Origin of the sequence: Shewanella sp. Actino-trap-3, from assembly GCF_002836275.1 — a bacterium.
Classification (GTDB): domain Bacteria; phylum Pseudomonadota; class Gammaproteobacteria; order Enterobacterales; family Shewanellaceae; genus Shewanella; species Shewanella psychromarinicola.
Genome location: NZ_PJCE01000001.1, coordinates 3,074,765 through 3,099,276, shown reverse-complemented (window position 1 = coordinate 3,099,276; position 24,512 = coordinate 3,074,765). Strand labels below are relative to the sequence as shown.

Annotated in this window: 14 protein-coding genes and 2 pseudogenes; 10 read left to right on the top strand and 6 right to left on the bottom strand. The window is 44.0% G+C overall.

Features of this window, described 5'->3' with window-relative positions; all coding sequences use genetic code 11:
• Positions 1 to 199 precede the first annotated feature (199 nt).
• The 5 genes and pseudogenes from CXF80_RS13240 to CXF80_RS13220 all read left to right on the top strand — a co-directional run bounded on the left by CXF80_RS13240 (position 200) and on the right by CXF80_RS13220 (position 7,920).
• Positions 200 to 1,348 (top strand): efflux RND transporter periplasmic adaptor subunit, encoded by a 1,149-nt coding sequence (locus tag CXF80_RS13240; protein WP_101033300.1) that lies wholly within the window; start codon positions 200 to 202, stop codon positions 1,346 to 1,348.
• Positions 1,349 to 1,357: 9 nt separating this feature from the next.
• Positions 1,358 to 4,513, top strand: a complete 3,156-nt coding sequence (locus tag CXF80_RS13235) for an efflux RND transporter permease subunit (RefSeq protein WP_101033299.1) — start codon at positions 1,358 to 1,360, stop codon at positions 4,511 to 4,513.
• Between the two features lie 417 nt (positions 4,514 to 4,930).
• The gene (locus CXF80_RS13230; protein ID WP_101033298.1) at positions 4,931 to 5,467 is read left to right on the top strand and encodes a hypothetical protein; all 537 of its coding nucleotides are present in this window, start codon (positions 4,931 to 4,933) and stop codon (positions 5,465 to 5,467) included.
• Positions 5,468 to 5,837: 370 nt separating this feature from the next.
• A pseudogene (locus CXF80_RS20630) lies at positions 5,838 to 6,467 on the top strand (lytic transglycosylase domain-containing protein); the annotation flags it as partial.
• An 82-nt stretch (positions 6,468 to 6,549) separates the two neighbouring features.
• Positions 6,550 to 7,920, top strand: coding sequence for a M28 family peptidase (locus tag CXF80_RS13220; RefSeq protein WP_372491461.1), 1,371 nt, complete (start codon positions 6,550 to 6,552; stop codon positions 7,918 to 7,920).
• A 127-nt stretch (positions 7,921 to 8,047) separates the two neighbouring features.
• Here CXF80_RS13220 and CXF80_RS13215 read toward each other — a convergent pair whose 3' ends face one another.
• Positions 8,048 to 8,893, bottom strand: a complete 846-nt coding sequence (locus CXF80_RS13215) for a 23S rRNA (adenine(2030)-N(6))-methyltransferase RlmJ (RefSeq protein WP_101033296.1) — start codon at positions 8,891 to 8,893, stop codon at positions 8,048 to 8,050.
• Positions 8,894 to 9,022: 129 nt separating this feature from the next.
• Here CXF80_RS13215 and CXF80_RS13210 point away from each other — a divergent pair, with 129 nt between their 5' ends.
• Positions 9,023 to 9,799 (top strand): class I SAM-dependent methyltransferase, encoded by a 777-nt coding sequence (locus CXF80_RS13210; protein ID WP_198554828.1) that lies wholly within the window; start codon positions 9,023 to 9,025, stop codon positions 9,797 to 9,799.
• A gap of 196 nt (positions 9,800 to 9,995) precedes the next feature.
• Here the strand turns inward: CXF80_RS13210 and CXF80_RS13205 are convergent, their stop codons facing one another.
• The 3 genes and pseudogenes from CXF80_RS13205 to CXF80_RS13195 form a co-directional block, all read right to left on the bottom strand.
• Entirely contained in the window at positions 9,996 to 11,867 is a 1,872-nt protein-coding gene (locus tag CXF80_RS13205) for a methyl-accepting chemotaxis protein (RefSeq protein WP_101033295.1), read from the bottom strand.
• 445 nt (positions 11,868 to 12,312) lie between these two features.
• A pseudogene (locus CXF80_RS20500) lies at positions 12,313 to 12,566 on the bottom strand (catalase family peroxidase); the annotation flags it as partial.
• A gap of 379 nt (positions 12,567 to 12,945) precedes the next feature.
• Positions 12,946 to 14,154 (bottom strand): MFS transporter, encoded by a 1,209-nt coding sequence (locus CXF80_RS13195; protein WP_101033294.1) that lies wholly within the window; start codon positions 14,152 to 14,154, stop codon positions 12,946 to 12,948.
• A 106-nt stretch (positions 14,155 to 14,260) separates the two neighbouring features.
• Between CXF80_RS13195 and CXF80_RS13190 the strand changes: the two genes are divergently transcribed.
• Positions 14,261 to 15,049: an AraC family transcriptional regulator gene (locus tag CXF80_RS13190; protein WP_101033293.1), complete on the top strand. Its 789-nt coding sequence runs from the start codon at positions 14,261 to 14,263 to the stop codon at positions 15,047 to 15,049.
• 390 nt (positions 15,050 to 15,439) lie between these two features.
• A complete protein-coding gene (locus CXF80_RS13185; RefSeq protein ID WP_101033292.1) occupies positions 15,440 to 16,843 on the top strand; it encodes a methyl-accepting chemotaxis protein in 1,404 nt (467 codons plus the stop codon).
• Between the two features lie 348 nt (positions 16,844 to 17,191).
• Here CXF80_RS13185 and CXF80_RS13180 read toward each other — a convergent pair whose 3' ends face one another.
• Positions 17,192 to 17,953: a substrate-binding periplasmic protein gene (locus tag CXF80_RS13180; RefSeq protein ID WP_101033291.1), complete on the bottom strand. Its 762-nt coding sequence runs from the start codon at positions 17,951 to 17,953 to the stop codon at positions 17,192 to 17,194.
• Positions 17,954 to 18,381: 428 nt separating this feature from the next.
• Between CXF80_RS13180 and CXF80_RS13175 the strand changes: the two genes are divergently transcribed.
• Positions 18,382 to 20,064, top strand: a complete 1,683-nt coding sequence (locus tag CXF80_RS13175) for a glucan biosynthesis protein G (RefSeq protein WP_101034773.1) — start codon at positions 18,382 to 18,384, stop codon at positions 20,062 to 20,064.
• A gap of 8 nt (positions 20,065 to 20,072) precedes the next feature.
• Positions 20,073 to 22,286, top strand: coding sequence for a glucans biosynthesis glucosyltransferase MdoH (mdoH, locus tag CXF80_RS13170; protein WP_101033290.1), 2,214 nt, complete (start codon positions 20,073 to 20,075; stop codon positions 22,284 to 22,286).
• Between the two features lie 405 nt (positions 22,287 to 22,691).
• Here the strand turns inward: mdoH and CXF80_RS13165 are convergent, their stop codons facing one another.
• Positions 22,692 to 24,101: an FAD-binding oxidoreductase gene (locus CXF80_RS13165; RefSeq protein WP_101033289.1), complete on the bottom strand. Its 1,410-nt coding sequence runs from the start codon at positions 24,099 to 24,101 to the stop codon at positions 22,692 to 22,694.
• Between the last annotated feature and the right edge of the window lie 411 nt (positions 24,102 to 24,512).

Below are 24,512 nucleotides of genomic sequence, written 5' to 3'. Positions count from 1 at the left end.
ACAATAAATCAACATTTAGCTATGAAAAACGTAAGCTTATTATTTATTTACAATTTATTCGCATGAGCTGAGTTGTTTGGTTTTTACACCTATGCGATAAAGTACACAGAAAATTTAACAGTTTAATATTAGCTACTTTCAAATGGGCTGCTCAACATTGAGGGTGACATATTGAAAATATATTGGAGTAGGAGCACTCATGCACAAAGCATTGAAAGTCGCCGCAGTTATTTCTGCAGCATTATGGATTACCGCTTGTGGTCAAGGGGATGAAAATGCCCAATCACAACAACCGCGGCCCCCTACACCTGTTGGCGTGATGACCGTTGAAGCGATTTCGCAATCGATTCAAGTTGAGCTACCCGGGCGCAGTCGAGCATTTTTAGAAGCCGAAGTGCGTCCACAAGTCTCTGGTATTATAACCAAACGAGCTTTTACAGAAGGGACCGAAGTTGAGCAAGGTCAATCACTGTATCAAATTGATTCAGCTACTTATAGTGCAGCTCTTGTCAGTGCAGAAGCCGCTCTTGCGAGTGCAAATGCAGGGTTAGTCTCAGCAAAAGCGAAAGCGGCGCGTTATGCCGAGTTAGTGAAAACCAATGCCATTAGTAAGCAAGACTTTGATGAAGCAGAAGCGGCGTATAAAGAAGCGCAAGCTTCCGTAACGGTTGCTAAAGCCGCCATTAATACAGCGACAATTAACCTTGAATATACTGAAGTGAAAGCACCTATTTCAGGTCGTATTGGTAAATCAGCTGTGACCGCTGGCGCGTTAGTTACCGCCAATCAAAGTGCCACGCTAGCGACTATTCAACAGCTTGACCCGATTAATGTCGATATCGTTCAGTCGAGCGCACAACTACTGCGTTTAAAAGCGAACTTACGTTCTGGTGAGTTACTGAAAAGTAACAATGCCGAAGTGACCTTGGTGCTTGAAGACGGCAGGACCTACGAACAAGAGGGCATACTTCAATTTTCTGAAGTCAATGTTAATGAAACTACCGGTTCGGTAACCTTACGTGCAGAGTTCCCTAACCCTGACGGCATATTGTTACCTGGAATGTTTGTTCGTGCGCTATTAAATGCTGGCCAAGATCCACAAGCGATTTTAGTGCCGCAACGTGCGATTACGCGTAATTCCAAAGGTGAAGCCGTCGCAATGATTGTCAATCAAGACAACAATGTCGAAATGCGTGTAGTAAAAACAGCCGAAGTGATTGACCATCAATGGCGTATTGTTGATGGCTTATCTGCTGGTGATAAATTAATTGTTGAAGGATTACAAAAAATCCGCCCTGGTGTACCGGTTTCACCACAGGTTTTAACGGCTGACCAACCACAGAAATAGGGAATAATTATGGCTCGCTTTTTTATTGATCGCCCTATCTTTGCATGGGTGATTGCATTATTGATTATGCTCGCGGGTGTACTAGCCATTAGAGGCTTGCCCATTGCACAGTATCCGAGCATTGCACCACCAACTGTGGTGATCAGTGCTTTCTATCCTGGAGCTTCGGCTAAAACCATGGAAGACACGGTTACTCAGGTGATTGAGCAGCGCATGACGGGACTTGATCACTTACGCTATATCTCTTCAACCAGTGACAGTTTTGGTAATACCAAGATTACGTTAACATTCAACGCTGAGGCCGATCCTGATATTGCTCAAGTGCAAGTTCAGAATAAGCTGCAAGCGGCTACCCCCTTGTTACCTACTGAAGTTCAGCAACAAGGTGTACAAGTTAACAAGTCCAGTTCGGGCTTTTTAATGGTACTCGGTTTTGTGTCTGCTGATGGTTCAATGGGCAAAAGCGATATTTCTGATTATGTTGCTGCCAATGTTCAAGATCCAATGAGTCGTGTACCTGGGGTTGGTGAGATCACCCTTTTTGGTGCGCAATATGCTATGCGTATTTGGTTAGACCCGCTTAAGTTAACCCAATACAAATTAACAAGTATTGATGTTATTGCAGCGGTACGTGAGCAAAACGCACAAATATCAGCAGGTCAATTAGGTGGTGCTCCCTCGGTTGCAGGCCAAGAACTTAACGCGACCGTATCAGCGCAGAGTCGATTACAAACCCCAGAGCAATTTAAGCAAATTATTGTTAAATCTGACTCATCAGGTGCCAATGTTTATTTAGGCGATGTCGCCAGAGTCGAATTAGGCGCAGAAAGCTACGCGGTTGACTCATACTATAATGGTAAGCCTGCCTCAGGTTTAGCGTTTAAGTTAGCCACGGGTGCGAATGCGTTAGATACGGCGGAAGGTATTAAGGCTAAAGTCAATGAGATGAAAGAGTTTTTCCCTCAAGGGCTTGAAGTTGTTTATCCCTATGACACCACGCCATTCATAGAGCAATCCATTGAAGGGGTTGTAGAGACACTAATAGAAGCCATTGTGTTGGTGTTCTTGATTATGTATCTGTTCTTGCAAAATTTTAGAGCCACACTTATTCCAACTATTGCTGTTCCGGTGGTGCTGTTAGGAACGTTTGCTGTGTTATCTGCATCAGGTTTTACCATCAATACCTTAACCATGTTTGCCATGGTATTGGCCATTGGTTTGCTGGTGGATGACGCGATTGTGGTGGTTGAGAACGTTGAGCGGATCATGTCTGAAGAGGGCTTAAGCCCGCTGGAAGCCACCCGCAAGTCAATGGACCAAATCACCAGTGCCTTAGTCGGGATCGGTTTGACCTTGTCGGCGGTGTTTGTCCCAATGGCCTTTATGTCTGGTTCCACTGGGGTTATTTATCGTCAGTTCTCGATCACTATTGTATCGGCGATGGCCCTATCGGTATTTGTGGCTATTGTGCTGACACCGGCATTATGCGCCACCATGCTAAAGCCTGTTAAAAAAGGCCATACCTATGCCGATACGGGTTTCTTCGGTTGGTTTAATAGCAAGTTTGATGCAATGACATCGCGTTATGAATCGAGTGTGGGCAGTATTCTTAAACGTTCTTTTCGAGTCATGTTGATTTACGTTGGTTTGGTTATCGCTGTGGGTTGGATTTTCTTACGCATGCCAACCGCATTCTTACCTGATGAAGACCAAGGCATCTTGTTCACTCAAGCAATTTTGCCAACCAATTCAACTCAAGAAAGCACGGTTAAGGTCTTAAAAGAGGTCTCTGATTATTACCTTACTGAAGAAAAAGACATTGTAAATTCAGTCTTTACCGTTGCAGGCTTTAGTTTTGCCGGTTCTGGGCAAAATATGGGTCTTGCGTTTGTGGGCTTAAAAGATTGGTCTACACGTGAGGCGCCGGGTGAAGATGTGAAATCGTTGGCGGGTCGAGCCATGGGCCGCTTTTCGCAAATCAAAGAGGCGTTAGTATTTGCCTTTGTGCCACCATCAGTCATTGAACTGGGTACTGCAAATGGTTTTGACGTCTATCTGAAAGACTTAAACGGTCAAGGGCATAGCAAGTTAATTGAGGCGCGTAATCAATTATTAGGCATGGCCTCACAAAACGCTAACCTTGTTGGGGTGCGTCCAAATGGTCAAGAAGATGCGCCGATATACAAAATTAATGTCGATCACGCTAAATTGCGTGCTTTAGACATTGATATCAACAGCGTCAACAGTGTCTTAGGAACGGCATGGGGTGGGTCATATGTAAATGACTTTATTGACCGTGGCCGAGTGAAAAAAGTTTATGTTCAAGGTGAGGCTAAATACCGTATGCAGCCTGGCGACTTAGACTCTTGGTATGTGCGTAACAACCTTGGCGAAATGGTGCCGTTTTCGGCATTTGCATCAGGTACTTGGGAGTTCGGTTCGCCGCAATTACAACGCTTTAACGGTGTACCTGCAATCAATATTCAGGGCTCAACAGTACCAGGCTATAGTACCGGTGCTGCAATGGATGCGTTAGAAGAGATGGCCAAGAAACTACCGCCTGGTTATGGCTTAGAGTGGAATGGCTTATCGTACGAAGAACGTCTATCGGGTAACCAAGCACCGAGCTTATATGCTTTGTCGGTGTTAATCGTGTTCTTGGTACTCGCGGCGCTGTATGAAAGTTGGTCGGTACCATTGTCAGTTATTTTAGTGGTTCCCGTTGGGGTTATCGGTGCGCTATTGGCAATGAGTGCTCGCGGTTTACCTAATGACGTGTTTTTCCAAGTCGGCTTGTTAACTACGGTGGGCCTAGCGACTAAAAACGCCATCTTAATTGTCGAGTTTGCTAAGGAATACTACGAAAAAGGGTCGGGATTAATCGAGGCCACCTTGCATGCGGTGCGAGTGCGTTTACGTCCAATTCTGATGACTTCATTAGCATTTGGTCTAGGTGTACTGCCATTAGCCATTAGTTCTGGAGTGGGTTCTGGTAGTCAAAATGCCATTGGTACTGCGGTATTAGGCGGTATGATATCATCGACATTCTTAGGTATTTTCTTTGTGCCGCTATTCTTTGTGGTGGTTGAGCGCCTTTTCAGTAAGCGTGAAAAGCCCACTGCAGAAGAAGATGAGAAAGTCGATAACGATAGAAAAGATATTTAATTTTTTAAATCGTTAAGTTTAAAAGCCCAGTTTTGCTGGGCTTTTTTGTGTCTATTGTGTAGATGTCGGTATCGTCATTAATAAATTGCTTAAAGGGTGTTAAGTCAGCATTATTTAACGATATTCTTATTATTATTCGATAGAAAACTGTAAGAGTGTTTAAAAAACGCCCTTATCAACATTGATTTAGGTGGTTGATAAAGCTAAACATTAAAAATTTAACTGTAGAATGTTTGACCGTGCCAGTGCGGATACTTGTGTTATAGTTAAGATCTTAATCAAAACAGTTTATTAACATCTATAGGCACAGGGTTTATACTTTAGTGGTTGTTTTTTCGCTAAGGTTGCGCCGATAAAGATGAACTTTTGATTAAATTATGATTATGATAGCTAATAACAAGAATAAAGGATGTCATCATGCAGGCGCTGTTACTTAGCCTTACTTTAGCCACTATTTTGGCTTATCTTTGGTATGCCAGTTTACTTAAAAAACGCACTTCAGCCATTGAAGCACTAAAAGTGATCGACTCAAGAATTGATATGCGATTGACGCTGTTTACTGAGCTGTGTCAGGCCAGACCGTCTTACCATCCCTTAACGGATGATCAGCAAGCCCAATTACAGCAACTAAAACAACTGCAACCTCAGCATGATTGGGGACAACCCATTGAAGCGTCAAACGTGACGGGCGGCTCTTTGTCAGTATCGATTGCTGCTTGGCAACAAATTGATCAAGGTTTAGAGGCGTTATTAGCTACGGTGAATAAAGACAAGTTGAGTGAAGACAAGCTTGCCGAATATTTACAATTAGAACTCGATTTTGTTCACGCAGAAGATTTTTATCGTAAAGCTGTCGATGAGTTGAACAGTGGCGTTAAAATTTTCCCTGGTGCTGCTGTGGCTAAATTGGCTCGTATCGCGCCGATGCCGATATTTGATCAAGTGCATGATTAGCCCAATGATATGGCGTAATCGGCAGACGCTATTGGGTATCGGTATGCTGTTGTCTTGTGCTTGTGTACAAGTGCATGTACAAGCCAAACAAGTGGTTCATCCTGCCGTAGAAGAGGTTGTAAAACCGCAAATCAACGCTAAGTTTATTCCTGAGCAAACCACAGTAAAAAAACAGTTATCGTTACAACCATCTCAACGTACTACTACTGAAAATCTCATCGCGCCGACTCTCGAAGTGAATAATGTGATGAATCAAGGTAAAACTACATCGGTGAATGATCAGCCTGCGAATGATCAATGGTTATTGGACGCCGGCTTTGTCGGCGAAACACCGCAACAACGCACCCTGACCAATGATTATCCGTTAACGCAACCGAGCGGGGTTCCAAGTAAGCCTAGGGTGAAGGCCCTTTACTCCGAAAATGGTATTGTCAGTGATTTTGGCGTTGAAAAACGTAAAGTATATCAATACAAGCAAACCAACGGCGTGATGGTATTTAGTGATCAGCAACCATCACATCAAGACTTTCAAGTTTTACTGTATGAATGCTTTGCGTGTCGAGTCGATTCGGTTATCGACTGGTATAAGATCCCACTATTTACCTCACCTTTTACTACCGACGTTGCGTTGGCTGCGCGCCAATATCAGTTAGACCCGGCATTAATCCGCGCCGTTATCCATGCAGAGTCGGCATTTAAAATGCGAGCGCTATCAAAAGCTGGCGCCAAAGGCCTGATGCAATTAATGCCAGGGACTGCCAAGGACATGGGGGTGGATGATCCTTTTAATGCGCAACAAAATATTCGCGGTGGTAGCCGTTATCTTGCCCAGTTATTAAGTCAGTTTGACGGCGACATCGACTTAGCCTGTGCGGCATACAATGCCGGTCCGACTACTGTGATGCAATACAGCGGTATACCGCCCTATCCTGAAACACAAGCTTATGTGATGCGGGTAAAAATCTTATTAAAACGTTACCAAAAAGCATTATCCAGTTAATTTAAGGTATTTATTGATGAATCAACTAATTGAAAACGTTCAACCTAAGCGCGTTAAAATGAGTCGTACTAACGGTTATTGTATGGCCAGTATTACTGGGCTATTGGTATTAGGGGCTGCGGCGTTACCCGCATTTGCTGCAGACAAATCATCGCTAGTCGCCCCATCACAAGAAGATATGCGTTTATACGACATTGCTAGCGCACCACAAGCCAAACGAATTGAACAAGATCTTCGCACTTTAGTCAGTTTTGGTACCCGCCATACCTTGTCAGATACTGCATCGGACAAACAAGGTATTGGCGCGGCAAGGCGTTGGATTGAAGCAGAATTTAAGCGGATATCAACAGAGTGCGGCGGTTGTTTAGAGGTTATTACTGTGGGTGACACAGTTCAAGGCAAGCGAATTGCGAACCCAACTGAAGTGGTTAACGTTATCGCCATTCAACGCGGTAAAACCGACCCTAAGCGCGTAGTGATGATGAGCGGTGACATTGATTCGCGTGTCAGTGATGTATTGGATGCGACGTCGGTTTCTCCTGGTGCAAACGATAATGCATCGGGTGTTGCTGGAGCGCTAGAAGCTGCCAGAGTATTGTCAAAATATCAATTTAACGGCACGATTGTGTATGCGGCGTTGTCGGGCGAAGAGCAAGGCTTGTATGGCGGTAATATTTTAGCTGACTATGCCAAAGCGCAAAATTGGCAGGTTCAAGCAGTATTAAACAATGACATGATTGGCAATATCTCTGGCATTAATGGGGTGATTAATAATAGTAGTGTACGGGTGTTTTCTGAGGGGGTACGTTTTACCGAAACCGCTGAAGAAGCCAAACAGCGTTATTTTAGCGGCGGCGAGAATGATTCCGCGTCACGTAATCTAGCCCGTAAAATTAAGTCATTAGCTGACCAATACATGACTAATTTGGAGGTGATGCTAGTGTATCGTCTCGACCGCTTTGGCCGTGGTGGTCATCATTTACCGTTTAATCAGGCCGGTTTACCTGCCGTTCGTATCATGGAAACCAACGAGAACTATAATCGCCAACATCAAGATATTCGTGTTGAAAACGGCATTGCGTATGGTGATGTGATTGACGGGGTAGATTTTGATTTTACTGCTAAGCTCACCACATTAAATGCCCTTAGTTTAGCCTCAATGGCGTGGGCGCCCGCGCCGCCAACCAAGGTTACCATTGCAGGGCAAGTGTCACCGAGCACTACGTTAAGCTGGGCAAAGAGTGACGATAAAACCATTGTCGGCTATCGCATTTATTGGCGATTAACGACAGTGCCACAATGGACTCATAGTCGCTATGTCGGCAAAGTGGATCAGTTCACCTTAGATAATATGGTTATCGACAACTATCTATTTGGCGTCGCGAGTGTCGCTGCCAATGGTAATGTCAGCCCAGTGGTATTTCCAGGCGCTGCAGGGGCATTTTTTAAATAAAAATCCGTAATGTATATTAAAGATAATCATCAAAAATGCCCAAACAGTTGCTGCTGTTTGGGCATCTTGATATATCAGGCATCATGATTAATATTGCACAGCAGAAATAAACCCTAGAGAGGGTAAATTATTCGCCCACTTCCCATTTTACCGTCGTTTTTCCGTCGGCATGGCCTAATAAAGGTGCTAAATAATCCAGTGCTTCTTTAGCCAATACATCCATTTGCCAAGGAGGATTAATCACCCATAAACCTGCAGCCGTCATGCCAAACTCATCACTGTCGGCATTAATCGCTTGCTCAATACGCAGTTGTTTCTTAATGCCGCTATTTTTGAGCAGGGTTAACATCGCCTCAGTTTGCTCACGTTTAACCACCGGATACCATAAAATAAATGTCCCAGTCGCAAAACGCTTATGGGCTTTAATCATGGTTTCTGCAACATCTTGATAGTCAGTTTTCATTTCATAGCTAGGGTCAATTAATATTACTCCGCGGCGCTCTAATGGCGGTACCGCGGCAATTAATCCCTGCAAACCATCGCCTTTAATGACTTTGACTTGCTTGTCTTTAATAAAATAATTTTCAAGTAATTCATGATCAGTAATGTGCAGTTCGTGTAACACCATACGGTCTTGCGGGCGAAGTTCAACATCGACAATGGCCGGTGAGCCAGGGTAAACCGTTAACTCGCCATCAAATTCAGCGTTAAAGTGTCGTACCGATTCAACATAATCGGCTAATGCGCTGGGTAAATTAGCGTGGTCCCATAATTTGGCAACACCCTCTAAGTATTCACCGGTCTTTTGGGCAAACTCATCGGTTAACGAGTACGCGCCTGCGCCTGCATGAGTATCGATATACACATAAGGTTTATCTTTTTTCTGCATCGCTTTTAATACTTGAATAAGCATTGCGTGCTTAAGTACATCGGCATAATTGCCTGCATGATAACCGTGACGATAACTGAGCATGGGCGTTTCCATTAACTAAATGAGACAGTAAAACTGTGTAATAGTGACATTATAAGTGGTCTAGCGCGCGAGGTATAGGTGTTCACTAGTGATGGCTTTTGGCATAATGGCGTAGTTTCTTACATTGGCATGGTAATCATCTTGTTGCAGACACCTATCTTCTTTAATCAGCAGTATCCTTCATTAGTCGATATCGCCCAGTGCTGGCACTTGGTGTGGGACAACGACGCTGCTTTTGAATTACGTTTTGAGCAAAATTGCTTAAGTTTGCATAAGCGTGATGAGCCTAAGCTTGACGGCATTAGTGTCGATTTTGTCTCTGGTGCGGTGGCGCATAGACGCAAGTTTGGTGGTGGTCGAGGCCAATCAATTGCCAAAGCGGTCGGACTAAAGCAAGGCGTCACGCCAACCGTTGTCGACGGCACTGCTGGCTTAGGCCGTGATGCCTTTGTATTGGCCAGCCTAGGTTGCAAAGTGATTATGGTTGAACGTCATCCCGTGGTCGCAGCCTTGTTAGAAGACGGTTTACGTCGAGCCTATGAAGATGCTGAAATAGGCGAGTGGATGCGCGATCTTATGAGCTTATTTCACGGTTCAAGTATTAGTGCATTAGCAGACGCCGCTCAAGCATCTGGCACCGAAATTGATGTGGTTTACCTCGACCCCATGTACCCACACCGCGAAAAATCAGCTCTGGTTAAAAAAGAGATGCGCGTATTTCAAACCCTTGTCGGCGCAGACCTAGATGCCGATGGTTTGCTGGCGCCTGCAATGGCGTTAGCCACAAAACGAGTGGTCGTAAAGCGTCCCGATTATGCAGAAGATCTTGATGGGGTAAAACCGTCGATGGTTATCGCAACTAAGAAAAATCGATTTGACGTTTATGTCAAATCCGCGATGAAATAGGCACTATTTTAGCGTTAAATATTAGTGTATTAAGTTATTACTGATGGCTTTGAGGTTTTGAATATGGATTGTGTTGGTAAATCTTTGAGGCAAAGCCAACTCACTTTTACCTCAAAAGACTTATCCAGATATTAACTGGCACTAGGCAGGATGCTCTTGCTTAGTAATAAGCCTGCACTAGACCAGTAAAACATGTTTACAAAATGAAGGTGGCGACTTTTTTGCTCAAATCTGTCGCACGGTCTTTGAGCATTTTAGCTTGGTCTAAATGGGTCATAGCCGACGAGGTGATCTCATCGGTGACATCTTTTATCGCGACTGTATTCTTCGTTATTTCGCTCGTTACCTGTGTTTGCTCCTCTGCTGCTATGGCTATTTGACCCGCCATATCAGAAATCACATTCACCGCTTGAGTAATTTCTTCGAGGGCTTGTGCAGCAGCGTTAACATCATCAACACTGTTATTGGCTAATCCCTTGCTGCTATCCATCAAGTTAACCGCTTGTTTGGTGGTATTTTGCAAGGTTTCAATAGTGGTATAAATCTCTGCGGTAGAGTCTTGAGTTCGGCGCGATAACACTCGCACTTCATCTGCGACGACAGCAAAACCACGGCCTTGCTCACCGGCACGAGCAGCTTCAATGGCTGCATTGAGTGCTAATAAGTTAGTTTGCTCAGCAATCCCCTGAATAGTAGTTAAAATGCCAGAAATGGCTTGTGCATGCAGGCTCAATTCACCCATCACGGTAGTGGTTTCATCGATTTCAGATGCTAATGAATTAATCGTGGTGCGGGTTTTATCAACCAAACCTTTACCCTGAGTGCTGCTCTGGGCTGATTGCTGCGCCGCCGCTGCCGTACTTTCTGCATTGGCTGCAATTTCATGCGTCGCGCTCGACATTTCAGTCACGGCAGTGGCAACCATTGCCACTTCTTGCTGTTGGCGTTGTAACTTATCAACACTCGCTTGGTTGGTGAGTAGACTCTGCTCTGCATCTAAATCCAGTTCAGTCGCCAGTTGACGAATATGACTGATCAGTTGATGTTGACTGCTCACAAAGCGGTTGAAGCTGTCTGCCAATATGCCTACTTCATCCTGACTGTCGACTGTAATGCGTTGGGTTAAATCACCATTGCCGTCAGCGATACGTGATAGCGCTTGAGACACTCGGCTTAATGGTCCAAGTAACAGACTTAATAACCATGAAATTGATAGCACACTTATCATCAGTACTAACGCAGCCAAGCCTAATTGGGTAAACATTAAACTAGCCAGTGGTGCTTCTAGAGTTTGTTTGTCGAGTACAAAAACGAGCTGCCAATCTGTATTAGGTATCTCCTCGCCCCATAGCAGTTTATCTCGGCCTTCAGAGTCAAAATAGGCTGGAGCAAATTGACCTGACTGGTGGCTCGATTGGATTAATTGACTGTTTAGCTGAGCGTCAATACCGGTAACTTTACCCATCAATTTACTCGAGTCTTTATAGGCAATTACGGTACCGTCTTTATGCATCATGATGGCATAGCCGTTGGCTGGCAGCGACATACTGTTGACGCTATCCACTAAACTGGCAATAGATACATCACCACCGACAACACCATTACGAGTTGGTTGGGCGATAGTAACCACCAATACATTGAAGGCTACGTCCAAGTAAGGCTTGGTAATGATGGCTCCACGAGCTTGTTGTGCTTGACGATACCAAGGACGAATTCTAGGATCGTAGCCGGTACGATCAATACTCGGATCTGAGTCGACCATTACGCCATTGCTGTCACCAAAATAGGTCAACTGAAAATCGCCAGATACTTGTGCTTGCTGCAATGCATTGAGCGTATCGCCTTCGACCTTAGTGGCAACTGAGGTGATAACACGCTGGCGATCAGCCAACCATTGTTCAATTCGCATCGCTTGTTGTTTACCCGATTCACTTACCTGATCAACACTACTTTGCAGTAACAAGTTTTTTTGGGTTGAATAGCTGTGCCACGATAGCAATGTAATGACAACGGTAAGGGCAAGGACAACCGATAACAATATCTTTTTCTTTAGTGAATATGAATTCATATTGAGTACTATTACTGCCGTTTACTTAAATTTAAATACGGAAATAAATACAGCCATTTGGCAGCTGAATTTAGAATATGAATCGAAAGGAGGAATCATCTCGATCTTGCCGTTATTTTCGCATACATAATAAACGAACAAAATTAGAATCAAGGTATTACAGTGTTAATTTAGCGTTTGCTACATTAACAAGCTTGTTTGACTAACTGATAATGTTAATTTTTAATTAAGACACCTGTTGATGTAAAGTTAAGTGATTATATAAAGCATACTTGTATGTTTTGTGTTGTAAGCCGCTACATGGGGTGTATTAATATACAACGAGGTTAAAACTGGCGCGTCAAGATAATCTGCCGGAATATTTCTCCATTACTCTAGTCTTTAGTCGCTATCATTTAGCTATCCTACTTTTAACTTTGTTCGCAATACTGTTGTGGCAACATTATAAATTGACCACACCGTCGACCGGTTCAAAAATCCAACGCCCTGATACTACGCCGCTATTCCTGGTTGTGAATAAAAAGCTGTTCACACCGAAATACGGGCTATTGGCAAACTGGCAGCGGGTGGCAGCTGTTTTACGAAGTCAAAAAATGCTTTAGCATCAGGTTTGTTATCGATTAGCCATTGCTTACCTTCAGGCCCTTGTTTTACTTTGACTTGAAAAGTAAATAAATCGTCTAAATTACCAGCAAAAAAACACTGAAAAGTAAGCAGATTTTTGACAGTATTTTATATCGACGAGTAGCCATTAGTGTTGTTCCTAATGGGATAAGTAATCAGTATAGACAGATTAACTGAGTGAAATATTTCACCGTTAAGATATTTTATTTTATACATCGGCTTAAAAGGCATAAAAAGCGCGATATTCACTTAGGTTTAAACAATACGGCATCGCTAACTGATTATGGATATCCTGTTATTTTCTAATACTTAAGTATTTGACTAATCATTGAGCTAAAAATTGTCTTTTGTTTGAGGCTGTCGCATCGCTTAACGTTTTTGGCAACGATAGGCCAAGCCGCTAACAAATTTTAATAGAAAACCTGCGTTCAGTAAGCGGCCATAGTTATAGTTACTAGCTAGCCGACTTATGTAAGGTGGTATTTCTGCCGCCAGCTAAACCGCATAACGCACACAACACAGCTGCAATAGCACATAACCATAATGGCGCATCCCAATTGCCTGTTGCAGTGTGCAGCGCGCCTGCCACCATGGGACCAACTGCCGCCAGTAAATAACCGACACTTTGCGACATACCAGAAAGTGACGCAGCTTGATGCGGGTCATCGGTGCGTAAACTAATAAACGACAGCCCCAAAATAAAACACGCCCCAGAGCAAAAGCCCAACATTAGCGTCCATACAAAGGCAAAATGAGGCATATACAGCAGTCCAAGTGCGCTGCCGGCGCTCAGTAGTGCCAGAATAAAGCTCAGCGCGCTTTGATCTTTTAACTTCGCCAGCAGTGGTATTAATACTAATCCAGGTAATGCTGTCGCTATTTGAAAAGCGCCATGATACGCCCCCGCTTCAACGGCTGAGTGGCCGGTATCGGTCAATATGCTTGGCAACCAAGTAATGATGATGTAATTCAGAAATGAGTTTAGGCCTATTAACAAACTAATTTGCCAGGCTAGTAAATAACGCCATACACTTTTTGACGGTGCCGATTGGTGTGCGCAATAGGTCGGTTTAGTGTGTTTGCCCAGTTGTGCTGTCCACACAATTAAGCTGGCAACCGTGATGATGCCTGCCGAGCCAAGTGCCAGTTGCCAGCCCAAACCGTTTAGTTGGCTAAGCGGGAATACCAACGCTGAAAAACCACCTGATGTTACCCCCATCGTCAGCACGTAGGCCGAGGTCATGAGTGCCACTTTAGTGGCAAAATCACGTTTAATGAGGCTTGGTAATAATACGTTAGCAATCGCAATGCCTACGCCAATAATGGCGGTACCGATAAATAGCATGGTTGATGAATTGATAAACCGAGTCGCAATGCCTAACAATATCAGGATTAACGCGGCAAACAAGGCATGCTCTAAGCCTTGTTTTCGAGCAAAAAAAGCCGCCATCGGTGAAATAACGGCAAAGGCAATTAACGGTAATGTGGTTAAGTAACCTGCTTGAGGATCGGTTAGGCCAAAGTGACTAATAATTTGCTCCAGCACTGGCGCAATACCGGTAAAAGGGGCGCGTAAATTAGCCGCAATAAGCAAAATACCTATCACCAGCAATATGCCTGAGAAGCGAGATTGCGGTTTTTGAGTTAACGTAAGTGCCGTCATAAGGTGCTTTTGTTTTTATAGCAAAATAATGGCCGCTAGTATAAAGATTTTGCGGGCGATATAATTTAGAAATAGTGACATTAAATAACTAAAAACTGACAAAACTATGTTTGAAACCATTGGCTGGGATGAAATCAAAAATTTTGAATATATGGACCAACCCATTATAGCCAAAATAGAGCAGGCTTGTGCTAGCCATGAAATTCCTTTACACACTCATCCCAAAGGGCAGCTAATTTTAGCTTTGCATGGTTATGTCACCTGTGAGGTATCGGCAAAAATGTGGATGGTGCCAACCCATAGTGCTATTTGGATCCCAGCAAATAAAGTTCATAGTAACCGCGCGTCAGATAACGCTGAGTTATGCCACTTATTTATTGATGGCAATATGCCCGGTATGCCACAAAATACCTGCACCTTGGCGATTACGCCCTTAGTTAAAGAGCTGATGTTTGCGCTTGCTGGGAGCAATCAGCATTACGGTTCACACAGCAAAACCGCCCGGCTTGCGCAGGTATTATTTGAGCAACTTACTGAGATGCCTATTCAGCATTTAGATTTTGTACTCTCTAAAAATAGGGTCATTCAGGCGATGAGCCAACAATTGATAAGTCAGCCTGGCGAGAGAAAAACACTGCCGCAATGGGCCGAACAATTTGCATTAACAGAGCGCACATTGGCGCGACTTATTACAAAAGAAACCGGGATGACATTTGGGAAATGGCGAACGCAGCTGCATATTATTACTTCGCTGCAAGCGCTGTCAGATAGGCAAAGTGTGCAACAGGTTTCTGAATTATTAGGCTATGAGTCGGTAAGTGCGTTTATTACCATGTTTAAAAAAGTCATGAAAACATCACCGATGAAATATATGAACGGGTTAAATGCTTACTAATGATACTCACCTAAGCTCGGGATAATGATAACGTTATCTCTAATCTTGCAAGGACGGGATCCGCTAAGTCATTTTTTGTTGGGTTCGTTTATTGCGGGCGTAGCTTGCTGAGGCAATATTTCGGGACATACTTACGATTCTTTATACCACAAAGCCCCTTTTGCTAAGGTTATCAGTTTGTGATTATTCAGTTGCCATAAGTGTCATGAGTAACATTCTTTGTGATCTAGGCATCACTTTAGTCATTTAGAATTATCTGATAGAGATAGTCATATATTGTTTATAACATTCATCGAGTTGAGTGTTTTTTATATCAACAATACTGGCTGAAGGAACCTTGTAAGCCACACTCGGTAGTCACTGTTTCATTTTTTTGTTGGAGATATCATCGTGAAAGAGGTTGCATTCCGTTGGGTAGATAAGTATCTGATCAACGTAAAACTACAGGAAAATTTTCTTGTTCTTTTCTTCACTGCATTGTTTGCTATTGTGGTTATTGGCGTGAGTTTGACTGACGCCGCATCTTCGCAGCGTACTGTGGAGGCGCAAAAACAAGTCGATGTGATTGCCAAATTGGCATCTGCTACTCAATTATCCGCAGCCGAATTGGCGCCAGTACTGCAACATTCCGCGATCAAAATTGACCGTAATACTGATATTTCAGCTCAGGTGTCAGGTCAGGATTATTCACTCAGTTATGTTGGTAGCAACAGCTTTTTGACTGGATTAGGCCTGTGGCACATCATTGCTATATGCCTTAGTTTATTGTTGATGCTTGTTTGCTCCCACTATATTAAGACGTTTATTGGCGGCGGCCTATTTCATATTTATGAAGCATTGAGAAAGTTAGCCGAGGGCGATCTTGCTGCTCGTATTGGTTATGCGCCATCACGAAATGAATTCAATTTGATCGCCAGAACCGTTGATCGGGTTTCAGAACGTGAACATCTGTTGGTGAAAACCACTCAAGAAGCGGTTGCGCTTATTCAACAAATTAGTGCCCAGTTACGTGTTCGTAGTGATGAAAATACCCAGTTGGCCAGCGTGCAGCAAGACCGCATTGATTCGCTAGCCAGTGCCACTGAAGAAATGGCGGTCTCTATCAGAGAGGTTGCCAGTCACGCCCAAGAATCGTCGACGCAAATATCGCGTGCAACAGAAAAAACCACGCAAGGACAAGCTCAGATCCAAAAAACATTAGTAGAGATTAATCATTTGGCTGGCGAAGTTCGTGGTGCCTCTGTTGCCGTTGCTGAACTCGATACCAGTGCGACTAAAATTGGTGATGTGATTGCAACGATTAATGCCATCTCCGACCAAACTAACTTGCTGGCCCTTAATGCTGCAATTGAAGCTGCTCGAGCAGGCGAACATGGCCGCGGATTCTCAGTGGTTGCCAGTGAAGTGAAAACCTTAGCGGGTAGAACTCAAACGGCGACAGTAGAGATCCAAAAAATCATTGAAACCCTGCAGACCAATAGCCAAAGTGTGATGAGCGTGATGGCGAAAACAGTCACCGAAGCGGGGTCAAGCGAACAGTTGATGACTTATGCCAGCCAAAGTATTAGTGAGATTGCCGAGCAAAATCAGCATATCTCCGATAGAAGTTTAGAAATTGCCGCCGCGGCTGAAGAGCAAGGTGCTGTGGCCGATAATATTGCCAGTGATGTCGACTCTGTCAGAAGTAGCTCGATTCAAGTGATGGACTTAGTGACTACCACGGCTTCAGAAATCGAGCGTTTGAGCCGTCAGGCGGATGTGTTGGAAGGTTTAATGAAGGATCTGATTGTTTAAGCATTAATTTAAGCATTTATTGGGGCGATTTCAGTTATTGGCGTCGCCCTCTTAATGGTGTTATTTCTCATGGTGATGCTTTGCGGTCACCTAACTCACGATTAACGATTAATGATTAACTTTATTTTTTGGCGGTAATATAATAAGGGCAAGAATTGCCTCAATAGCGCCTAGCTTAAGCGAATTTCGGCATTAGCCGATAGGTTTGCCAAGTGTGATTTTCGGCCCAGTGGCCCGAGATGAAGCAACATGGCCATGCATAGACACTCCATATAGCACAGTGGTTCCACATCAACTAGCTTGCGTTGACAACATCTTAGGGAGCCTTTACCTAATACCCTATCCCCATTACGGCTGAATTGTCTTCTGTATTGAAGCATCCATAGTGGCTTGGACATCAAATTTTGATAGGCCTCTATTAATAATCGCTAGCCACTTTTCCCCCTGCGGATTATTACCAAATGCAATGTGTAAACTCTTCTGTTTTAGAACTTTTTTGTTCATTTGCACAAGAGGGGTAATTTTTGCTACTTGTGGATCTGACTTCAAATACTGGTAGACATTGACGTCAATCACTATGGTATCAATACGTCCAGCTGCCAATTTCAATATGTTTTGTCTCTCATTGTTGGCTGTTTCATATTTCTGACTTCCATCGAGTATCATTTTATCGATTTTTACCGTATTCACAAAGCCATTAACAACCCCTAATACATATTGGTTTAAGTCACTCTCTTCACTCCAAACGATAGGCTTTGCTTTACGTTCAAGTAAGCCTATCGGACTCATTCCTAAAGAATTAGAAAATAGAAAATCATTTGAAGTCATCATATATTCAGGGAAATAACCAACAATGTTGCCTATCTTCACCATTCGTATGGCACGATTCCAGGGTAAAACCGTGACGTTAAGCTTATGCCCTTCATAGCTTAATGCTTGTTCAACTATTTGACTGGTAATTCCAGCATCAATTAATTGTGATCCTGTGAATGGTGGCCATTCAAGAGTGGAGAGTTCCAGTGTTTCAGTCATAGCGTTACAAGATATTATCAAAGTGAATAATGCACTTAAGCACAAGATGTTGAACCTAGCTGATAACGCTGAAATCATTTTGTCTCCCTAACCTATTACCTTGTTGTTATAAAACTATAAATTCTAATGATTAATATCAATAATCAATAATCAATAAAGAGACACTGTCACTCAGACACTAGAACAGCATAAAAATGAGTAATAAAAACAATAATTAATCTGTCGTATAGATTTAATTGTAGTTGGGATTGATGACATTAGGATTGCTTTAACCATATAAAAATTATTATGTTAATTTTTCATGCAAGCAAGTGTGATATTTGGCTATATCAATAGATTAAAATGTTATTACCGTTAGTGGGCTTTATCTATAAATGCCTGTGCAATTTTTTGCCATTCTGATATCTTTCGCGCAATCTAATGTGGGGTTGTATCCAAAGATATTTTGCAGCAATTACCGCGTTAAAAAATGCACGTTAACGCTGTTTATTTTGGGTTGCCTATCTATGGTTAGCTTACTGAATTTTCGCATATTTGTTTCATCTAAAACGCTAAAAAAAGGGCTGACGAGCTTGTCGTTAGCCATTGCCGCAGGACTTTGTTTTAACCTTACGGCGCAAGAATCAAACACGCCTATCACTGTCCCTGTCTCACCGAGTGTGACCATACCGCTGCAGACTTACGCAGATGAAAAATTACCGCTTAAAGCGCAAAATACCGAAGAAGTGCCAACTAAAGTGCGTTTTGCGAAAACGGCCAATTTTGATCCTGATTCCGTGGTTAAAATAGCCCGCCGACTAGCCCAAAAACCTTATGTGGCTCTTAATGATCCATTACCGCCTGGTTTGGCCAAAATCTCTTATGATGAATATCGAGATATTCGCTTTAAGCCAGAAGCCTCCATTTGGAAAGCCGAAGGCTTACCTTATCAAATGCAGCTATTTCATCGTGGTTTCTATTTCCAAGATTTAATTGAAATTGCCTTGGTCGAAGGCAATCAAGCCACCCATTTGGCCTATAATTCGGGGTTTTTTACTGCTGGCGATGTGCTTAGCCAAAAGTTACCGACACAAGATATTGGCTATTCAGGTTTACGCATTCATTACCCGCTGAATAACCCAGCGTATTTTGATGAATTAATGGTATTCCAAGGGGCGAGTTATTTCCGTGCCTTGGGTAAAGGTAGCGATTACGGCTTGTCTTCAAGGGGCTTAGCGTTAAATACCGCAGAGCCTGAAGGCGAAGAATTTCCTATATTTCGTGCCTTTTGGGTTGAACGCCCAAACAGTGACAGCAATTTAATCGTGGTGCATGCATTGCTAGACAGTCCTAGCGTTGCTGGGGCGTATCGATTTTCTGTTAGGCCTGGCGATAATACTCATATCGATGTGGAAGCGACCTTATTTCCGCGCAAAGAGTTAGTCAAAGTGGGCTTGGCTCCTAGCACGAGTATGTTTTTACACTCGATGAATGGTCGTCAAAACACCGATGATTTCCGGCCTGAAGTGCACGACTCCGATGCGCTATTAATATTAAACGGTCGTGGCGAACGCTTATGGCGGCCATTGGCTAACCCAAAGCAATTACAGGTGAGTGCCTTTATGGATAACTCGCCTCAAGGTTTTGGCTTAATTCAACGCGAACGCAGTTTTGAAGCTTATCAAGACCTCGAAGCTCACTATGAACGTCGCCCAAGTTTATGGGTTGAACCGGTCGGAAATTGGGGTGCAGGTGAGGTGGTGTTGACCGAAATACCGACTGATTCTGAAATTCATGACAATATCGTCAGTTATTGGAAACCCAAACAACCTATCGCCGCAGGCAGCGAGTTTCATTTTACCTATCGTTTAATTTGGGGTGATGAGCCCGAAGTAGATGATGGCACTGTTATTATTGCGCGCACTGCTAGCGGCCGAGCTGATATTGCTAAAGCCACGCCAAGGCGCTTGTTTGTTATCGACTATCAAGTTAAAGCCGGCAATAACGATGAAATGCCCGTTGTGAAAGTCCAAAGTTCAGCGGGCGTTATCACCAATGCAGTCGTGTCTCGTCAGCCAAAAAACAATGGTTATCGTTTGGCATTTGAAATGGACCCACAAGATGCGGAATTGATTGAGCTGCGTGCTGAGCTTAAGTTTACTGGCCCACGCGAAGTCGAAACCTGGCTTTACCGTTGGACTCGGTCATAGCAAACATGATGCAGACTGAATCTATTACTCGCGACACTATTACCCGCGACATTAGGATAAGCGACACCGAAATCAACTTGGTCGGCGGCGCAGTGATGCCACTAGAGCGACCAAGCCCAATGGCGCCGCAGAGTTTACGCGTGCTGTCTGAAGGCATGCCGCGTAAAAGCACCATTGCCAATGGGGTAAAGTCTGACGGCTTACGTCGATTTTGGGTGGTTGGGAGTGCTTTTATTATCTCGGTGATGGCGATTTATGAAATGGTGTCGGTATTTAATGTCGGCGGTATTACGCCGCTTGAATACATCGTTTTAGTCTTGTTTGCGGTTAACTTTTGTTGGATAGCGTTGGCGTTTAGTGGTGGCATAGCAGGCTTTGTTATTCTATTGAAAAGCACCTCATCTGTACCTGCGGCAACCGTAGCGCTGCATACCCGAACCGCGATATTAATGCCGACTTATAACGAATCACCCGATCGCGTTTTTGCCGCGGTTGAAGTGATGGCCATGGCGCTGGCGGCGTCGGGCGAAGCACATGCTTTTGACTGGTTTATATTAAGTGACACTACCGATCCCGATATTGCGTTGGCTGAAGAGCAGGCTTTTTTGATTTTGCGTCATCAAGTGAGCAAAGATGCGCGGGTTTATTACCGACGTCGTCGTAAAAATGATGCCCGTAAAGCCGGTAATGTGGCCGACTTTTGTAAACGTTGGGGCGCCAGATACGATCACCTTTTGGTGCTAGACGCAGATAGTTTAATGGAAACCCATACTATCGTTAGCCTTGCTCAGCGCATGCAGGCCGATCCAGACGCCGGACTTATCCAAACCATTCCGTATTTAATCAATGGCAATACCTTAATGGCGCGGTTACAGCAATTTGCTGCGCGAATTTATGGTCCTGTTATTGGTACGGGGCTATCTTGGTGGGCGCACAAAGAAGGCAACTTTTGGGGTCATAATGCCATCATTCGTACTGAGGCGTTTATGAGTGCCGCAGGCTTGCCCAACCTTGCAGGTAAACCGCCTTTTGGTGGCCATATTATGAGCCACGACTTTGTTGAAGCAGCCTTGATCCGCCGTGCGGGTTGGAGTGTGGTAATTGCCGCAGACCTGCCAGGCTCTTATGAAGAATGTCCGCCTTCGATTGTCGACTTAGCCGTGCGCGATCGACGTTGGTGCCAAGGTAATTTACAGCACACTCGAGTGCTGTTTACGAAAGGGTTGCATTGGGTTAGTCGCTTACATTTACTCACCGGAATTATGGCCTATTTGTCATCGCCATTTTGGTTAATGCTGATCTTGTCGGGATTAATGCTGGCATTGCAGGCACATTTTATTCGCCCAGAATATTTCACCGATCAATTCTCGTTGTTTCCGACTTGGCCAGTGATGGACTCAGATCGTGCCCTGCGGTTGTTCTATATCACTATGGGGATATTGTTCGGCCCCAAAATTCTTGGGGTGGTGTTATTACTGAAAAATAGCACCATGAGTAAACAATTAGGTGGCAGAGGCAAAGCCATGATTAGCGTGGTAGTTGAGGTGATTTTGTCGGCACTCATTGCGCCAATAATGATGCTAATCCATTGCGGCGCGGTAATATCGATTTTAGCAGGACGCGATAGCGGTTGGTCGCCACAACGACGTGACGACGGCAGCTTACCCTGGTTAACCCTGATTTACCGCCATCGTTGGCACATGTTGGTTGGTGCGCTATTAGGTTACGCTGCGGTGCTGGATTCACTTACCTTACTGGCTTGGATGAGCCCGGCATTAATTGGTTTGTGGCTGGCGGTGCCGCTTTCTGGCATGACAGGATCAGAGCGTTTGGGGTTGTGGGTCAAGCGTCTGCAAATTTTGGCCACACCGGAAGAAATATGTGCGCCAAAGCTCAGCCTAGACTCGTTATCTCGCCGTGAAGATTATATTAACGCCATTGCTCAGCCGTGGACCTTATCAACACTGCTGCAAGACCCAGAGTTAATGGAGCTTCATTTAGCCATTATTGATAAAAAACCTCATCGCTTACCAGGTTCTGCGGTTGAGTCGCTCGAAGCGATTACTCGCGTAAAAGTGCAAGAGGCACAATGCCAACACAACATTGCCAACCTGTTTACCCGTCAAGAATTGGCGTATTTACTGGGTAACCCTTTATTGTTAAAACAATTACAAAAGCTGCCTGAGGAGTTTGTTATCGAGGGCTTAGTGTCTTTTTGTTAGCTGATTTTTGGGCGGATTATCCCGCTCGGATAATGAATGACCTACAAAATAAGATGGTGGATCCAATTCACCATTTAGGCGCTACATTGGTGGTAACGTGTCGTCGCACCCCCTTAAACTGACCTTTTTGTTAAACAGGGTTGGACAAGGCGTTCTGGCACGCAGAAACGATTGTTTAATCCGCCTCGGCCTAGATGTGAACGACCCAGCGACGCTTTGTCGATTAAGCTGATAAAAAATCTATTTTACAAACAGGTTAGTTAACACACTTTGTCGTGCTAATGCCGTTGACCTTGCTTTTATTCATCACCCCGTCTTTGAAGGCTTGGTTAGCGTCAGCCGAAAATCTTGTTCGGCTGACGCTATTGCTTGCTAATTTAGGGGACTATATTTAGGGAATAATATTTAGGGGACAATATTTTGATTAATCCTAAATAGATTGGCGGGGTCGAATTGCTGTTTTATGCTTTTGAGCCGAGCAAAGTTCGAGCCATAGGCTTCGCCAATACTGTTGTCATCGCCTTCTGGGATAAAATTCACGTAAATACTGCCCATTGAATATTGAGTTAACTTTGCATGTAACTGCCGCGCCCATTGTCGACAAAGATCGTCGTCTTGTGCATGTTGCCAGCGGGTGTGAATATTCATGGTGAAGTGTGCATCACGATTGAGCCAGGGCGTTGCGTGCGGCGCCACCTTTGTCATCGCCCCGCCAAGGTGAGCAATAAAAATTTCACACTCATCGCTGGGTAAGGTTTGGATGGCGTGTGCTATTTCGGTCACGGTTTCAGTGTTGAGCTGCGCCATATCAAGACTTTTCCAATAATTTCTGGCGCCTTCGGCTAACAAGGGATCAAATGCGGCTTGCCAATCAACAAACGGCATCGGCCCCACCACGTCGGCAATGGGTTGGCCAATTTTTCTAATTTCTGCTGTGGCAGCCTGACCTTGGGCAATATCGCCCACATAACACATAGCCAATACCACCACTTCTTTACCATGCCACTCTTCCGGTAAAAACGGTAAAGGTGGTGCTTTGCGCATCACCACCCAACAACTCAGCTCTTCAGGAGCCTTATCGATGGCGGCTTGATACTGTTGCAGCACGTTTTTCACATCATTAAAGGGGTGTACTACCATGCCAGCTAATACCTCTGGGCCAGCTTGATGCAAATTAAATTCAAATTCAGTGACCACACCAAAATTACTGCTACCACCCCGTATTGCCCAAAAGAGATCGGCATGTTGGTTGGCATTAACCTCGAGTAGTTCGCCTGTTGCGATGACCAGCTTAGCCGAGCGCAGACTATCGATGGTTAAACCAAATTTTCGGGTTGTCCAGCCAAAACCACCGCCCAGCGTCAACCCCGCAATCCCCGTGGTTGAATTGATCCCAGTTGGCACCAGCAGACCATATTGTTGCGTCGCCTTGTCAACATCCGCTAAGGTTGCGCCGGGGCTGACCTTGACGGTTTGTTGTTGTTGGTTAACGATGACATCTGTCATCTTTTGAAAATCAATTACCAGTCCACCATCCGCTAATGCCTTACCGGCGATATTATGGCCGCCCGATTTTATCGCTAACAAAATGCCATGGGTACGGGCGAAATTGACAGCTTTGACCACCGCTTGTTCATCGCTAACGCGAACAAATAAACTCGGTTTTATATCAATCATGCCATTCCATAGGGCGCGGGCGTCATCATATTTTTTTGAGTCAGGCATGATGATCTCTCCCGATAGAGAGTTGTTAATGTCGCTTTTCTTTAATGCTACTGCCGTACCATCCATTTTTTTAAAACGTATTGTATTCATATGCTTATTACTCCTATCCATTACTGCTCAACTTCAAGATTATCGTTCTATATTCGAGGTTTTGAATAAGCTATAAACATCAGTGTTTACCCAGTCATTGCATAATGATGCCGAGATCAAAACCACCCAATCCAGTAGGTCATTGAATTTTATTGAATTGACCTTGGATACTGATTTTTACGGGGCAAGGCTTTGATAATCAGCAATGAGCAAGATTATCCGACCCGCAATATAAAAAGCATAGTTTATCTTGGGTGGTATGCAGCGAAAAGTGAGTAACCGCTTAACGTTAATTGATGTTAAATCGTTTGTTTATTAACCTAACCGTTGAAAGCTAATAAAATAATTTGAATAATAAAGCTCTCAATAAAACCAAATTGAACAAACATGAATTGTGCAAAGCTAGCTTTT

Excerpts from the sequence above, each read along its gene's own strand:
- CXF80_RS13180 (WP_101033291.1), bottom strand. The coding sequence starts at position 17,953 with ATGATTTCAGCGTTATCAGCTAGGTTCAACATCTTGTGCTTAAGTGCA.
- CXF80_RS13195 (WP_101033294.1), bottom strand. The coding sequence starts at position 14,154 with ATGACGGCACTTACGTTAACTCAAAAACCGCAATCTCGCTTCTCAGGC.
- CXF80_RS13190 (WP_101033293.1), top strand. The coding sequence starts at position 14,261 with ATGTTTGAAACCATTGGCTGGGATGAAATCAAAAATTTTGAATATATG.
- CXF80_RS13165 (WP_101033289.1), bottom strand. The coding sequence starts at position 24,101 with ATGAATACAATACGTTTTAAAAAAATGGATGGTACGGCAGTAGCATTA.
- CXF80_RS13230 (WP_101033298.1), top strand. The coding sequence starts at position 4,931 with ATGCAGGCGCTGTTACTTAGCCTTACTTTAGCCACTATTTTGGCTTAT.
- CXF80_RS13175 (WP_101034773.1), top strand. The coding sequence starts at position 18,382 with ATGGTTAGCTTACTGAATTTTCGCATATTTGTTTCATCTAAAACGCTA.
- mdoH (WP_101033290.1), top strand. The coding sequence starts at position 20,073 with ATGCAGACTGAATCTATTACTCGCGACACTATTACCCGCGACATTAGG.
- CXF80_RS13240 (WP_101033300.1), top strand. The coding sequence starts at position 200 with ATGCACAAAGCATTGAAAGTCGCCGCAGTTATTTCTGCAGCATTATGG.
- CXF80_RS13220 (WP_372491461.1), top strand. The coding sequence starts at position 6,550 with ATGGCCAGTATTACTGGGCTATTGGTATTAGGGGCTGCGGCGTTACCC.
- CXF80_RS13215 (WP_101033296.1), bottom strand. The coding sequence starts at position 8,893 with ATGCTCAGTTATCGTCACGGTTATCATGCAGGCAATTATGCCGATGTA.
- CXF80_RS13205 (WP_101033295.1), bottom strand. The coding sequence starts at position 11,867 with ATGAATTCATATTCACTAAAGAAAAAGATATTGTTATCGGTTGTCCTT.
- CXF80_RS13210 (WP_198554828.1), top strand. The coding sequence starts at position 9,023 with ATGGTAATCATCTTGTTGCAGACACCTATCTTCTTTAATCAGCAGTAT.
- CXF80_RS13235 (WP_101033299.1), top strand. The coding sequence starts at position 1,358 with ATGGCTCGCTTTTTTATTGATCGCCCTATCTTTGCATGGGTGATTGCA.